Consider the following 14,847-nt stretch of genomic DNA (forward strand, 5'->3'; position numbering starts at 1 on the left):
CTTGTACCCCTACGGGGAAGCTACGCGCAGCGTCTCCCTTAGGAGAAGCAACTGGCGCGACACAGAGAGAAGAAAAATGCTTAACTCAATTGTATTGATTTCTAATCAAAAGTTAGGTTGGGCGTGAGTACAAGGCTACAACAACTCTGTGATGGAAAATAATCGTTGTCGGTCTATTTTTTGAAGCTTGATTTTTTCGGCGTAGAAAGCCTGATAATAAGATTGATACCGCTCTGGTTCAGCTTCTGGATCAGTTTGTTGCCATAGTTCCAAAAAGTGACGGTAGCGTTTTTCAAGCATTACCAGATCCATACAAGCGATCGCAGCTTGAACCACTTGGGGAGTCCGAAGTATTTCTTTCTGGTTTTTTTCATTTACATGAAACAAATGGGAAATTAACCCCATCTCGCTGCCAAATTCTAAGAACTGGTTTTGCAGGCGGGAAATTAAATCTGGTGGAAACGAAAAATTTTTCGTCTCTCCATCACCAGATGAAATTTCTAAAATCTGTTGCCATAAAAATCGGTGGTGGGAAAGACTAAATTGCAAATCTCGTTCTTCTAGTTCGTCACTAATCGCTTGACGCTGTTCAGGACAATGCAAGTAAATCCGCAGTAATAAGGCTTCTGCGTGTTCTAAAAGACTGCGTTCACTAGGAAGTGGGGAGTGGGATTTGCTACCTCCCCATGCTTTCTTCGCTGATACAGGCTTAGTGTATGTAGCCGCAGGGGGAGCAATTTGAGTTAGCAGATTTTCGACTCGTAGAGGTATAAGTCTGGTTTCTCCCAAGCTGAGTATTTCTGCACAGTAAGAAACATAATAGTTACGTGTATCGCTATTAGCTATATTTTTAAGTAATTTGACTAGTTGCTGAGTTACTTGCTGAAAATCAGTAGCCTGTCTCAAGTCGCGGTCTTGAATAATTTGCTGAATCTGCCAGTCTAGCCAAAGTGGCGCATTTTTTAGCAATTCTCCATAATCTTCTGAAGTATGGCTATACAAGTATTCATCAGCATCTTTGCCATCGGGTAGATTGAGAATCTTTAGCTGAACTTCACCTTTGTATGCTAGTTCGGCAATTTCACCGATCGCCCGTTCGGCGGCATTAGTTCCAGCTTTATCAGCATCAAAGTTGAGTACTAATTGTTTTGATTCGGTGTAGCGTAATACTAACCGCACTTGTTCTAAACTTAAGGCAGTACCGAGAGAGGCGACGGCGTTATTAATACCAGCGGCGTGGAGAGCGATCGCATCAAAATATCCCTCTACCACCACCGCTTGATCCTGTTGGGAAATCCCAGCTTTGGCTTGATCGAGGGCAAATAATGTTTTACCTTTACTAAAAAGTTCCGTTTCTGGTGAATTCAGATATTTAGGTTGCTCATCCGTCAGGGTTCTACCACCAAAGGCAATGACGCGCCCTTGGACATCACGAATGGGAATCATCAAGCGATCGCGAAATACATCATAATAACCGCCCCCGGAAGTGCGTGGCTTTATCAATCCCGCTTTTTCCAGTATCTGCGCGGGCAAACGTTTATCTTCTACTAGATAGCGATAGAGAGTTTCCCAACCTGCCGGAGCATAACCTAAACCAAATTGCTGTATTGTTTCTTCTTTAAGTTGACGGTTAGATTGTAAATATTGAATTGCCTTTTGCCCTTGTGATTGTCTAAGGGCGTGTTGATAAAACTGTGCAGACGTTGCCAGAACTTCATACAACTGCTCACGCAAAGAAAGCTGACGCTGTAATTCTTGGCGTTGTTCGGGTAAGAGTGTTTGCACAGGTACTTGGTAACGCCGTGCTAAATCCAGCACCACGTCAGCAAAAGAACGCTTTTCCAACTCCATGACAAACTTAATGGCATTTCCCCCAGCTTGACAGCCGAAGCAATAGTACATTTGCTTGGTCTGGCTGACCGTGAAACTGGGAGATTTCTCATCATGAAAGGGGCACAAACCGACAAAATCTTTTCCACGTTTGCGTAAAACTACGTACTCCGAGACGACATCTACAATATCAGCCCGGAGTTTAACTTCCTCAATTGTGTCTGGGTGCAAGCGGGGAATTTGCATTCTAGTCTATTTATGAAGTCATGGGTTGGTAATTAACACTGCGGTACATTTCCCAACTGATAGCTATTATATTCTTGTTGTTAGACCAAAAATAATGTATAGAATTGTTTACACTTAATTGGATCAGAGGAAATACTGAAAATGGGACGTATTTTTATATCAGCGGCTCATGGAGGCAAAGAAGCTAGAGGAATCGATCCAGGTGCGATCGCAGGTGGTACAACTGAAGCTAAAGAAATGATTCTGCTCCGGGATTTGATTGTCACGGAACTAAGAGCGCGGAATTTGGAAATTTTAGCAGTCCCTGATGACTTGAGTGCCGCCCAAACTATCACCTGGATCAATTCCCGTGGTCGCCGGGGTGATATCGCCCTAGAAATTGAATCTGATGCGGCTAACAGCCCTTCTGTGCGTGGAGCTAGCGTCTTCTACATTGTTAATAATAGCGATCGCAGAAGCAATGCTGAACAGTTGCTAGTGGGGTTATTGCGCCGTGTACCCCAATTACCGAATCGGGGAGTCAAGCCAGATACAGATAGTGGATTGGGTCGTTTAACATTCTGTCGCCAGACAACGCTTCCAGCTTTGGTGATGCAAGTGGGGTTTCTCAGCAATCCAGAGGATCGGGCTTTGTTGCAAACTCGCCGCCGCGATTTTGCTTTGGGAATTGCCGATGGACTAGTAACTTGGAGTCGTGTGATTGACCCCACTCCTGGAACTCCGGCGGAACCAAATTATCCAGCAATTAATATCAATATTAATGGTCAAAATTACTCAGAGCAAGGAGTTTTAGTTAATGGTAATGCTTACATTCCCATTGATTTAGTAGACCTTCTGCGGATTGACCTTTCAAAAGCAGCTAATGTCAATCGGATTACCTATCACAAAGTAGTTTATGTCAAAGCGGTCGAACTGCGAGATTTTAATGTTGCAGTCAGTTGGGATGTTGCAACTCGTACTGTCAGCTTGCGCTCAAATTTGGTGGTTTGCCCTGGTCAATTTTCGCGGGTGATGTCGAACGGTAATACTTCCGAAGTCCAGTTACAATTATTTCTTAGAAACAATAATGAAAATGCTTTGGTAAAGTTTCCTGACATCCCAAAACTTTATCGGGAAGAAGCAGGTATAGAGGGAGTAAACTATGATATTGCCTTTTGCCAAATGTGTGTAGAAACTGGATTTTTACGGTTTGGTGGTGATATTAAACCTGAGCAAAATAACTTTGCCGGCTTAGGTGCGATCGGTGGTGGTTCGGAGGCTGCATCTTTTGCAAGTGCCAGAATTGGGGTGAGGGCACACATCCAACATTTGAAAGCTTATGCTAGTTTAGAACCTTTGGTACAAGAAGTAGTAGATCCACGGTTTCGCTTTGTCACACGCGGGATTGCGCCATTAATTGATCAGCTAGCAGGACGGTGGTCAGCAGATTTAGATTATGGTACAAAAATTTCAGCAATGCTCAAACGATTATATGAGTCAGCAGGACTTCTTTGAGTATTGAGTAACTTGTTATAGCAATTTTTAGGGTGTTAGCTTTCACCTCTGGTTTAGCATATTCTGAGGATGCAGCACAGATTGCTTATGCAATTTACCAAAGTTTAAGTAAGTTAGTGAAAAAAATTCTAATGTTAATAAATAATTTATGGCTTACTTTGCGCGATCGCGCTATACAAAATACCTAAAATTTTCTTAATATCCTTAATATAATATTCACTCAAATCAATGGAAACTACATTACCTTCAAGTTTGAGAAATTGCCAGATAGTACCGATAGTAACAGCACCATATATAACTTTGATTTTATTTCCACCTCTCTCGTTAAATAACTGAGCAGCTACCATTTCGGCAATACATTGCGCTAAACCAGACCTCAAATTCTCATTTTTACTTTCTACTAAGACAATCACCGGACTACGTACAAGCAACTGCTCCGAAGAAAGACTCAAAATAAAATCACAAAAACCATTTAGTCCACGTTGGCTATCAACAGTAAAATCAACTCCAGAAAACAAACTTATTTGATAATTAAATTTTCGTCTAATTTCTAATAAGATTGGACTAATTATCATTTCACTCCGAGCTTTCTCTGTACTTATCGCTACCGCTAAATCAACATTTTCCTTAAGAAGAATAGATAATAAATCACTACATTCTTGCTCCTGTACACTTGCAAATAATCCAGATGACTCGTGGATAACTAAACCAAAAGAATCAATAATTTCAATAAGTTTAAAATCACTATAAGCCATGAAACTTACTCCTTTATCTTATGACTGAATCATATATAGCAGTCCTAAGTCATTTGTAAAAATAAATTAACCGCAGAGGCGCAGAGAAGCCAGTGCGCCCTTCTCCCTTGGCGCTAGCCTCTCCCTTTGGGAGAAGCTAGCGCCAAGGGCGATGCGGTTCCCCGACTTGTTCGCTTTTAGCGTTCCCGCTTTCTTAGCAACTGGCGCGGCGCAGAGAGAGGAATCGGAGATTTTCACGACTCATTTAGGATTGCTATATTATTCATATGACAAAGTTTAGATCATCCAGTGTGAAGCGTTTAGCCTGAGCAATACTCATAAATCTTCCTCCCAAGGGAAATAGCGTAGACGCGTAGCGGTTTGTCGTTAGACATCGCTCTTATATTCTAAATGTGCCAGAAATTGGTATGCTAAAGGCCGAGACTCGCTATGAAAGCAAACAATGCCTGCGCCTACTATCAATCCCACGATCACTGCCTTTCCCTTGAGTGCCGTAGTTGGTCAAGAAGCAATTAAATTAGCCTTGTTGTTAGCAGCCGTTGATCCTGGTTTGGGGGGAGTAGCGATCGCAGGTCGTCGCGGTACGGCAAAATCTGTGATGGCTCGTGCTATCCACGCTCTACTACCGCCCATTGAAGTTGTCAAAGGTTCAATCAGCAACTGTGACCCCAATCACCCAGAAGAATGGGATGATCAACTATTGGCAGAGTTCGCAGGCAAAGACATTCAAGATGTTCCCGTCGAAATTATCCCAGCGCCTTTTTTGCAAATTCCTCTAGGTATCACAGAAGACCGACTATTAGGTTCAGTGGATGTTGAAAAGTCGGTAAAACAAGGTGATACTATTTTTCAGCCTGGGTTACTCGCTACAGCAAACCGAGGTGTCTTGTACGTAGACGAAATTAATTTATTAGATGACCAAATATCAAATCAGCTGTTAACAGTATTATCTGAGGGACGCAACCAGATTGAACGCGAGGGAATTAGTTTTCAGCATCCGTGTAAATCCCTGTTTATTACTACCTACAACCCAGAAGAAGGCGGATTACGGGAGCATTTGCTAGATAGAATTGCGATCGCCCTCTCTGCTGATGGTGTACTTGGCCTAGATCAAAGAGTAGCAGCAGTTGAGGTTGCGATCGCCTATTCTAAATCTCCCCAAGATTTTCTTCAGCAGTACAACGAAGATTTAGACTCCCTCAAAACCCAAATCATCTTGGCACGGGAATGGTTGAAAGAAGTAACCATCACCCATGAACAAATTGCCTACTTAGTGGATGAGTCTATTCGCGGAGGAGTTCAGGGACATCGCGCCGAGTTATTCGCCACGCGGGTAGCCAAAGCTGCTGCGGCTTTGGAGGGACGGACAACAGTTAATGCCGAAGATTTGCGCCGTGCTGTAGAACTGGTGATTGTACCACGAGCCACAATTGTGCAGACACCGCCACCTGAGCAACCACCACCACCTCCACCCCCACCACAAAATCAAGAAGAACCCCCAGACGAATCAGAAGAGGAAGAACAAGAAGAACAAGAACAAGAAGAAAATCAAGAGCAAGAACCCCCTAGTATCCCGGAAGAATTCATTTTTGATCCGGAAGGGGTAATCCTTGATGACAGCGTGCTGTATTTTACTCAAATGGCGAAGCGACAAGGTAAATCTGGTAGTCGCAGTGTCATCTTTTCCGATGACAGGGGACGCTATATTAAGCCAATGTTGCCCAAGGGGAAAGCACGACGCATTGCAGTAGATGCTACCCTGAGAGCTGCGGCTCCTTATCAAAAAGCACGAAGAGAAAGACACCCAGATAGAAAAGTTATTGTCGAACAGGCTGATATTCGCTCGAAACGCCTGGTACGCAAAGCAGGGGCGTTGGTAGTGTTTGTGGTAGATGCTTCTGGCTCAATGGCCCTGAACCGAATGCAATCGGCTAAAGGTGCGGTGATGCAACTGTTAACAGAAGCTTATCAAAACCGTGACCAAATAGCATTGATTCCCTTCCGGGGAGAACAGGCGGAGGTGTTATTACCTCCAACACGTTCCATTGCTTTGGCGCGTAACCGCTTAGAAAGGTTGCCCTGTGGTGGGGGTTCACCCTTAGCGCATGGTTTAACCCAAGCTGTGCGCGTCGGCTTAAATGCCCAGATGAGTGGAGATATTGGGCAAGTTGTGCTTGTAGCGATCACTGATGGGCGGGGTAATATTCCCTTAGCGCGTTCTTTAGGTGAACAACTAGAACCAGGAGAAAAGCCGGATATCAAAGGGGAATTATTAGAAATTGCTGCCAGAATCCGTGCTTTGGGGATGCAACTATTAGTAATTGATACGGAAAGTAAATTTGTGTCCACTGGCTTTGCTAAGGAATTATCCCAAACAGCAGGTGGTAAATATTATCATTTGCCAAAAGCGACAGATCAAGCTATTGCTGCCATGACCAAAGGTGCGATCGCTGATTTAAAATCTCGATAATTAGTTATTAGTCATTTGTCAGCTGCTTTTTTACTAACCACTGACCATTGACTAATGAAATCAAGATCCAGTGGGCATTACCTGTGGTTGCAAATAGCAAATCAAATCCTGAATTCCCTTTTGCAGATACCGCGTTACCGTCATTGGACTGGTGCCAATATTCTTAGCAGCATCCTTGCGAGAAAGTTCCTTCAAAAATACCATTTCAACTGCCATGCGGGGCTTTTCTTCTAACATATTTATTGCACCTTGGAGTTGTTGCCGTTCTTCTTCTTCTTGCAGGAGAACATGAGAACGAGGACAAGGAAGTGCCTCACCCAAGGTTATTTGGCAATCAATATAATTAACTGCGGTCGCATCTAAACTTAAAGGCATACGGTTTTGAGCAGCTAACTTGGTTTCTTGCCATTCTTGCAGAGATACCCGAAGTTGGCTGGCAATTTCAGCATCCTTAGGCGCACGACCCAAAGACATTGACAAGTCCTTACGAATCTTTTGCCCTTCATTGTATAGTTCTTGCCAACGACGGGGAATTTTTAATAAAGTACTGCGATCGCGCAAAAAGTGCAGCATCTCACCGCGAATATACGGCACAGCAAAGGAACTAAAAGCATATCCTTGGCTAGGGTCGAAGCGCTCAATTGCCCTAATCAAACCAAAATAACCGATTTGTTCTAAATCTTCATAAGGTTCATTACATTGATGGCTGAATTTATGAGCCATCTTCCGCACTAAGCCAGTATGTAACTGTACAAGTTGATTACGAAGTTTAATAGAAGGATTCTGGTGGTACAAGTGTAATAATTCTATACCATCAGTTCGTAAAGAGGACTCACTTGTTGCCATATACATTCCTTTGTTATGACTCCTATTCTTGAGAAAAGGGAGCTGCGTATATTTTCTTCTAAGCTGTTATTATTTTGCTTAGTTAGGGCAGAATAAGCCATCGTCGTTTCACTGAACTTGTGAAGGGTCGTACTCCAGAATTCAGTATTTGTACGCATGATTTTTTTAACCTCTCTGTTGCAGGTTATTTTTGTTTTTTACATAACTCTTGAATGACACATAATCTTTAGCTTTTGCAACAAAAACTAGCTATTTCTGCTGAATAATGCATAACTGACCTAATAGCCATCTGTCGTACTGAGAGCAACGTAAATCAGTAGTGAATTAATCGCAAAAGAGACTGGGAAATTTTATCTCTTAGTACGCACCGTCATTAATAAAGGTTGAAAATCCAAATTGAAAGTCGGGTTGATGAACAAAACCTAAGCTACAAAAAACAGAATTCCGACTCATTTTTATGGGGATTTGTACTTAGTTGGGTCTTGAGGGACATTTCCATTCAATATTGGTACGATGGAAACTTTGGAAACTTAGTGGAAACATAGAAACAGGTGATTGACATGCCAGTTTGGGGGGTGTCAGACTTCTGCTAAACAGGAGGGTGAACAATGAAAATCACTAAACACCGACAAAAAATTCTGGATACACTTCAGCAATGGTTCAGCATTCATAAACAGGGGCCAACCCTAGAAGAGTTGTGTCAAGAACTCGGAATGCAACCACGTCAGAAAGCGACAGTTCAGCGCTGGCTACAAACTATGCGTGGTATTGATGTGGAATGGGATAACCATAGCGCCCGCAGTCTTCACCTCCTCACATCTGAGCCAGAAGCACTCTCTCTAGATATATCTGTGACGGACACTCTGCGGTATCTGGCTACTGGCGTGGTGCAGTGGGAAAAACTGGAGCTAGAAAAGCGAAGTCAAGTACCAGAAGCCCTTCACATTGGTATGTCCCGTATGTACTTAACTTCTTTACTGCGGGGAGAACAAGCCCCAGAGAACCTGCAACTTCTGTAGAAGCTTTGCTCAAAGGATATCGCTTTCCAGTTGAACAACTACAAAGCGATCGCAACTGGCAACTTATACAAAATGCTCGTTTCTATTTGATTAAGCGTAAAGGCAGACAATGGCTGCGAGTTCTTCAGGAATACATCAACTTACCTGAAATTATCAGAATCTACAGCCTTGAAGAGGCAAGGAATGTTCCTCAAATTATTCCATCCAGTACCTACCCAACTCGTTTACAGAATATATATGTCCCAACTTTATTAAAAACACCACAGCACAAACCACGAAAAGTTAACTTAGCAACTGAAGGACGGTGGTATGCCAAGATTTCCCAAAAAGGTAATTCTCCAATTGAGGTTCCTATTGACATTCCCAAGGAAGTTGCTAACATAGCACCTTCGCCTGTAGTATCCCTTCATCGCACACGGACTAAGCAGAATTCACCGTGTAGTGTCACCCGTGAAGAATTAATAGTAGCTGCCCAAGAAATGGACGATAAATTGTCCCAGTTTGGGCAACAAGAAAATTATCGTAACCGCTTGGAAAACATTCTCTTCCAACTCTACGATCCTGAATCCAATAATTTCCATCAAGGTAATCAGCTGAATGTTGAAAGGTTGCTCCATATTGTTGGACTTTTGAATGTGGGCAAGTCTACCCTCTTGGAAATTCTGATTTACCTCTTGGCTAAACAAGGATATCGCTGTGGGTTGATGGTGAATGATGTAGCTACATCTGTGCGCCTGGCTTCTTTGTTTTGCCACAAGTTAGAAATTCCTGCTGCACCAGTGCTGGGTAGTAAGCGCCAAGAACAATTGACAAAAGTCTACGAACCAATTCTCAAAAGTGAGGGTCAGGAAGTTACTAAGGGAGGGATGCATCCAGCTTGGCGTTGGTTTATTCCAGTCTGCCCACTTTTAGCTTTAGTGCAATCAGAAGATAAGTGGGAATTTGGCAATGAACCGTGTCACAAGCTTTATGAAAAAGTTCCTGTAGTTGAAAATGATAATTCTGATGATGAAGACTTGCAAGAAAGCGATTATAAACAATACACTTGTCCCTTTTATTACAAATGTCCACGTCACCATTTAGAACACGATATTGCTACAGCCTTAGTCTGGATTTTCACTCCTGCTAGTTTCATTCATACTCGTGTACCCCGCCAAGGGTTTGAACAAGACTTGACTTTTGCTGAAGCTGTTTATCGAGAATGTAAATTTTTATTTGTTGACGAAACCGATCGCGTGCAGATTCAGTTTGATGAAGAGTTTGCCCCTGATGAAGTCTTAGTTGATGCTTCTAGAAACTCTTTTTTAAATAAACTCGGACTTAATTTGGCGACAATTTACAATTCTGATCGCGGTGATATGGCAGGCGATCGCTTTGTTGCATGGACAAGCGCACATTACCACACCCAAAATGCTACTAACCGCATCTATCATTTACTCCTCACCCATTCTAAACTGGTTGCGTGGTTGGGGCCTCTTCCGTTTACAGGTCGTTCTCTATTTGCTCGGATTATCCGTGACCTCGTTGATCCCCCCAACATTACTGTTTCAGCGAAACCAAAGCTAACTCGCCAACAAATCATGGAAGAACGGCGTAAACGCATCATTGAAGCAGATCATGGCAGAAGCACAAAATGCCCGCAAAATGCTGAACTGGCTACAAAACCAAAATCTACTAACTAATGACCCACTACAAACGCTGAGACAGCATCTTTCACAAGAACAAATCAATCGTCTGTGGGTTGTGCGTTTACGAGTTGCAGATAATGGTGAAGTACCATTTGCTATTGTTAAAGATTCTCCTGGGAGTCGAACCAGTGGTGTTTACCGATGGCAGGGTGTGTGTGATGATGGAGAGCGATCGCTCTACCTAAGCGTTAGGAAAGCGTTGTACACCGAACGAGGCACAACAATTTTACAAAAGAAACTGTCTCGCCTTGATGATGGCAGCAGGCAAGCTGGAAGAGCCAAAATTTTAGAAATTGCCCTGATTTATCACCCAGAAATTAAGAACGACAAGCTAGCCCACTTTGTTCATTCTCTCAGGAGTCGCTGGCCTTATTTTGCAAATGACGTTATTCTACCATTGCCTTTTCCCTTTGCAATCAAGGCTAAAGAGTATGCTGTCAGTACTAAAGATCCTGTGGAATCCTCGGAGACTGACGACTCTGATCTTTAACAACAAAGCCGCCCTTCAGATTTTGCAACGATCTAAATCCTTGGCTGTTAACCGCAAAGATTGGTAAGAATAGGAATAAGCAGAATGTTTTCCTAAAAAACAGTTTTTCAATATGAGCAATACCAGTAATTTTCGTGAAGCTATCCGTGAGGCTAAATCTCACGCCCTCGTTGGCCCAAATGTGATTGCCAACGCCCTCCCCTACGTCGGCGGTGGATTAGTGCTAACGGCATTAGGAACCTACGGCGGTTTGGGAGTTATCCGTAGTAACCCCGGAATATTCTTTCCCACCTTCATTGGTGCGGTGATTTTGGAGTTAATTTTGTTCTTTGTTGCCCAAAATGTTGCCCAAAAAGGTAATAAGGGTCTTGCACTACCCCTGTTGGCAACCTATAGCCTATTATCTGGATATACCCTCAGTGGCTTAATATTTGTCGCCTTGAGATCCCAAGGTGTTGGCATTCAAGGCATTGGGTTAGCTGCCCTGGGTTGTGGCGTCACCTTTATTGCCGCCCGTCAAATTGGTTCAAATCTCTCTGAACAAGACGGCATGGCTTTGACGAAAACCATCAATCTCGGCGTCATTGCCTTGGTGGTTGTGTGTCTAGCCCAATTTGGGTTTGCCATGTTTGATGTTTACACGCCAAATTGGTTAGAAATCGCCATCTCCGGTTTGGGGGTGTTTCTGTTTGTTGGGGTTTCTGTTGTCGATTTCTACATTTTGCCCCGCACTTACAGCGATGACCAGTATCTACCTGCTGCTTTGTCGATGTACCTCACTTACATCAACTTGTTCGTCTTTATCTTGCGGTTGCTAATTGCCATTAATGGTCGCGATTAATTGTCTGTAGGCACTAACAATAGTAAAGTTTTATAAAGCAAAAACCGTGGTGAAATTTTCAACAACCACGGTTTTTTTTATCTGTTTACCAGTAGAAATTGATTTGTTTATCAAAGCCTATCTGCAACAGCAAAATAAAACTACTTCAGTGGGCAAAGAAGTGCTTGATAATTCCAAGTAATTTTTGTAACTTACATAAGTAGTGCGGATAGAATTTGCCCAACTACAGCTAAAATCAAGAAAGATAAGTAGAATAAAGAGCAATTTTCAATTCCATTACGCTCTATCTATCATTCAGTAAGTATTATGGATGTCCTAGAACTCAAACGCGAAATCGAAACGTTGTCTGGCCGCCTGGGTAAAACCCAGGACTATCTTTGACGTACCTGCACTGACAGCCAAAATTCAAGACCTCGAAAAAATATCAGCACAACCAGAATTTTGGAATGATCAAACCCAAGCCCAACAAACGCTACAAGAACTCAACGATATTAAAGCCCACCTCCAGCAGTATGATCAGTGGCAAGCCAATCTGGAAGATACTAAGGCAGTTGTTGAGTTGTTGGAGTTAGAAACTGATGAGGCACTACTGCAAGAAGCAGAATCTACGATCACCAAGCTGAATCGTGACCTTGACCAGTGGGAGTTACAACAGTTACTTTCTGGGCCCTATGATGCTGAAGGTGCTGTACTGACAATCAGTGCTGGCGCTGGTGGCACAGATGCTCAAGACTGGGCATTTATGCTAATGCGGATGTACACCCGTTGGGGCGAAGCTCATGGTTATAAGGTAACTTTAGCTGAAGAGTCGGAGGGTGATGAAGCCGGAATTAAATCGGCAACCCTAGAAATTACTGGTCGCTATGCCTATGGTTACTTGCGATCGGAGATGGGTACACATCGTTTAGTGCGGATTTCACCTTTTAATGCCAACGGCAAGCGACAAACCAGTTTTGCAGGGGTGGAAGTGATGCCACAGATTGATAACTCTGTGCAGCTGGACATTCCAGATAAGGATTTGGAAATCACCACAACTCGCTCTGGTGGTAAAGGTGGGCAAAACGTCAACAAAGTAGAAACGGCGGTACGGGTTGTTCACCTTCCCACGGGTCTTGCCGTGCGCTGTACAGAAGAACGATCGCAACTGCAAAATAAAGAGAAAGCTTTAAATCGCCTGAAAGCAAAGCTGTTAGTCATAGCCAAGGAGCAACGGGCCCAAGAAATTGCCGAAATTCGTGGCGATATGGTGGAAGCCTCCTGGGGTAATCAAATCCGTAACTATGTGTTTCACCCTTACCAGATGGTGAAAGATTTACGTACAAATACAGAAACGAATACGATTATAGATGTGATGAATGGTGAACTTGATACATTCATCCAAGCTTATCTGCGCCAAGAAAATAAATTAGTAGAAAACACTCCGGTATAATTTGGATTTGGCAACAAGTACTAGTACAGTGGGCGTGTAAATCAAGTTACCATCTCAATTAACAAGATTTGGGGCAAAATCCCCTTGTTAAAGGTAAGTAAACTTCCGCAACAGTATACTAAGTGATTTTTTTACTATTATTTAGTACCGATGATTTATTTTCTCGTATTTTAGATTAGCGCGTAGCCCGTCCTAGACATCGCATAGCACCCTCTATTATTGGGGCGGTCTCAGAGAAATTCCTCAGCAATATACAGGCGATCGCGATTCTATCCTAGACCAACTGTTACAGTTATAAATGAGTCTGTAGGCAAATAACTATGAGCAACTCTCCTTCAACAGAACCTCAACCTAGCTACGTAAAACTTGCCATGCGAAACATGGTGCGGAAAGGTGGAACTTCCCTGAAGCATTTTGCGTTGACTGCCGTAGGGCTTTTAGCTCTCCTTGTTGGTCTTGCTTACCTAACTCACTAACGACAAACTGTAAACCTCAGACTAGGAGACTGTGTGCCTCTGAGAGTTGAACTATACGTGGAAGAGTATTTTTACGAGTTGTCCCCGACAACATCTGTAAAGATTGGGGACACTTATGCCCGAATTCCTCCTGAAACTTGGGAAAATTGGTTTAATCGCTGGGTAGAAATACTTCACCTTCATATTCCGCCAGCGCCAAGTTATGAAATTGGGCTGCGTTTGACAGATGACTCGCAAATACAAGAACTGAATGCCCAGTATCGACAACAAAATAAGCCGACAGACGTTTTAGCCTTTGCTGCTTTGGAGGTGGATTTTCCTCAAAGCAAAGAAATGCTTGCCTCTGTACCATTGTATTTAGGTGATATTATTGTGTCTGTAGATACAGCACAACGTCAAGCTCAACAGCAGGAACATAGCTTACCAACTGAGTTAGCATGGTTAGCTACTCACGGCTTATTGCACCTGTTAGGCTGGGATCATCCTGATGAAGAAAGTTTGGGGCGAATGTTAGAACAGCAAGTGAGATTGCTGAACGCAATAGGTATTGCTATTGACATGGGATAGCAGAAGCTTGTGTATCCCTTAGTGTTAATTTTGGGTAATACTTTTATAATACTTCTGTGCAAAATTGCTTAAAAATTGTCTCAAAGTTAATTGCACCATTAAGATCGGCGAAGATTCCCACTGTAGCAACTCTGTTTTTGTGTTTTTAAGTGTATGTCCCAAAAAATTTCTCCATCACCAACGCCCACCTCGTTACAAACACTGGTGTCTAACGAACGGGAATTCTCCTGGAAAGTAGCCTCTAATTTATTTGTTAGTTTTAAATATGCCTGGGCCGGAATCAGCTATAGTTTTCAAACTCAACGTAATTTTCGTATCCACGTAAGTGTTTGTGCTTTAGCGATCGCTTTGAGCGTTTTTCTACATCTGCAAGCGGTGGAAATAGCGGTAATTGGTGTAACTAGTGGTTTAGTTTTGGCATTAGAGTTATTAAATACAGCGATCGAGTCTCTTGTGGACTTAACCGTTAAGCAGACATACCATGATTTGGCAAAAATCGCTAAAGATTGTGCGGCTGGTGCAGTCCTTGTCTCTGCTTTGGTAGCGGTGCTGGTAGCTGGTACGCTATTACTCCCTCCTCTGGTAAGGTTAATTATATCGGCTTTGTAGACATCATTTGCGACGCCGATAGCGAAGCGTTAGCGAGTCTTCTCCCAAGGGGAGACGCCAAAGGCGAACGAGCGTCATAGCCCGCAC

General features: G+C 43.0%; 14 protein-coding genes. 11 read left to right on the forward strand and 3 right to left on the reverse strand.

What is annotated here, in order from left to right:
- Nucleotides 1-135: 135 nt before the first annotated feature.
- Entirely contained in the window at nucleotides 136-2,076 is a 1,941-nt protein-coding gene (dnaG, locus tag Q0541_RS11225) for a DNA primase (protein ID WP_298909690.1), read from the reverse strand.
- 141 nt (nucleotides 2,077-2,217) lie between these two features.
- Here dnaG and Q0541_RS11230 point away from each other — a divergent pair, with 141 nt between their 5' ends.
- Nucleotides 2,218-3,570 (forward strand): N-acetylmuramoyl-L-alanine amidase, encoded by a 1,353-nt coding sequence (locus Q0541_RS11230; protein WP_298909693.1) that lies wholly within the window; start codon nucleotides 2,218-2,220, stop codon nucleotides 3,568-3,570.
- Between the two features lie 146 nt (nucleotides 3,571-3,716).
- On the opposite strand, the gene Q0541_RS11235 is transcribed toward Q0541_RS11230, so the two are convergent.
- Nucleotides 3,717-4,325: a hypothetical protein gene (locus Q0541_RS11235; RefSeq protein WP_298909696.1), complete on the reverse strand. Its 609-nt coding sequence runs from the start codon at nucleotides 4,323-4,325 to the stop codon at nucleotides 3,717-3,719.
- A 442-nt stretch (nucleotides 4,326-4,767) separates the two neighbouring features.
- Between Q0541_RS11235 and bchD the strand changes: the two genes are divergently transcribed.
- Entirely contained in the window at nucleotides 4,768-6,795 is a 2,028-nt protein-coding gene (bchD, locus tag Q0541_RS11240; protein WP_298909701.1) for a magnesium chelatase ATPase subunit D, read from the forward strand.
- Nucleotides 6,796-6,855: 60 nt separating this feature from the next.
- Here bchD and Q0541_RS11245 read toward each other — a convergent pair whose 3' ends face one another.
- On the reverse strand, nucleotides 6,856-7,641 hold the full coding sequence (locus Q0541_RS11245; protein WP_273763321.1) for an RNA polymerase sigma factor SigF: 786 nt from the start codon (nucleotides 7,639-7,641) through the stop codon (nucleotides 6,856-6,858).
- A 608-nt stretch (nucleotides 7,642-8,249) separates the two neighbouring features.
- On the opposite strand from Q0541_RS11245, the gene Q0541_RS11250 reads away from it, so the two are divergent.
- The 9 genes from Q0541_RS11250 to Q0541_RS11290 all read left to right on the forward strand — a co-directional run bounded on the left by Q0541_RS11250 (nucleotide 8,250) and on the right by Q0541_RS11290 (nucleotide 14,760).
- Nucleotides 8,250-8,660 (forward strand): hypothetical protein, encoded by a 411-nt coding sequence (locus Q0541_RS11250; RefSeq protein WP_298909707.1) that lies wholly within the window; start codon nucleotides 8,250-8,252, stop codon nucleotides 8,658-8,660.
- A 5-nt stretch (nucleotides 8,661-8,665) separates the two neighbouring features.
- Nucleotides 8,666-10,342 (forward strand): hypothetical protein, encoded by a 1,677-nt coding sequence (locus Q0541_RS11255; RefSeq protein ID WP_298909709.1) that lies wholly within the window; start codon nucleotides 8,666-8,668, stop codon nucleotides 10,340-10,342.
- Nucleotides 10,278-10,838, forward strand: a complete 561-nt coding sequence (locus Q0541_RS11260) for an RNaseH domain-containing protein (RefSeq protein ID WP_298909710.1) — start codon at nucleotides 10,278-10,280, stop codon at nucleotides 10,836-10,838. Before Q0541_RS11255 ends, Q0541_RS11260 begins: the two co-directional genes overlap by 65 nt.
- 112 nt (nucleotides 10,839-10,950) lie before the next feature.
- Nucleotides 10,951-11,679 carry a Bax inhibitor-1 family protein gene (locus Q0541_RS11265; protein WP_298909712.1) on the forward strand — a complete coding sequence of 243 codons (729 nt, stop codon included), beginning with the start codon at nucleotides 10,951-10,953 and terminating at the stop codon, nucleotides 11,677-11,679.
- Nucleotides 11,680-11,728: 49 nt separating this feature from the next.
- Nucleotides 11,729-11,860, forward strand: a complete 132-nt coding sequence (locus Q0541_RS11270; RefSeq protein WP_298909714.1) for a hypothetical protein — start codon at nucleotides 11,729-11,731, stop codon at nucleotides 11,858-11,860.
- Between the two features lie 125 nt (nucleotides 11,861-11,985).
- A protein-coding gene (gene prfB / locus Q0541_RS11275) for a peptide chain release factor 2 (RefSeq protein WP_298909717.1) occupies nucleotides 11,986-13,108 on the forward strand; the annotation gives its coding sequence in 2 pieces (ribosomal slippage) (nucleotides 11,986-12,057 and nucleotides 12,059-13,108; 1,122 coding nt in all).
- Between the two features lie 320 nt (nucleotides 13,109-13,428).
- Nucleotides 13,429-13,584 carry a DUF3285 domain-containing protein gene (locus tag Q0541_RS11280; RefSeq protein WP_104904774.1) on the forward strand — a complete coding sequence of 52 codons (156 nt, stop codon included), beginning with the start codon at nucleotides 13,429-13,431 and terminating at the stop codon, nucleotides 13,582-13,584.
- A gap of 39 nt (nucleotides 13,585-13,623) precedes the next feature.
- A complete protein-coding gene (ybeY, locus tag Q0541_RS11285; RefSeq protein WP_298909892.1) occupies nucleotides 13,624-14,151 on the forward strand; it encodes an rRNA maturation RNase YbeY in 528 nt (175 codons plus the stop codon).
- Nucleotides 14,152-14,304: 153 nt separating this feature from the next.
- Complete coding sequence (locus tag Q0541_RS11290) at nucleotides 14,305-14,760, forward strand: diacylglycerol kinase family protein (RefSeq protein ID WP_273763329.1); 456 nt, start codon at nucleotides 14,305-14,307, stop codon at nucleotides 14,758-14,760.
- The last annotated feature ends 87 nt before the right edge of the window (nucleotides 14,761-14,847 follow it).

The organism is uncultured Nostoc sp., from assembly GCF_937863485.1.
Taxonomy (GTDB): Bacteria; Cyanobacteriota; Cyanobacteriia; order Cyanobacteriales; family Nostocaceae; genus Nostoc.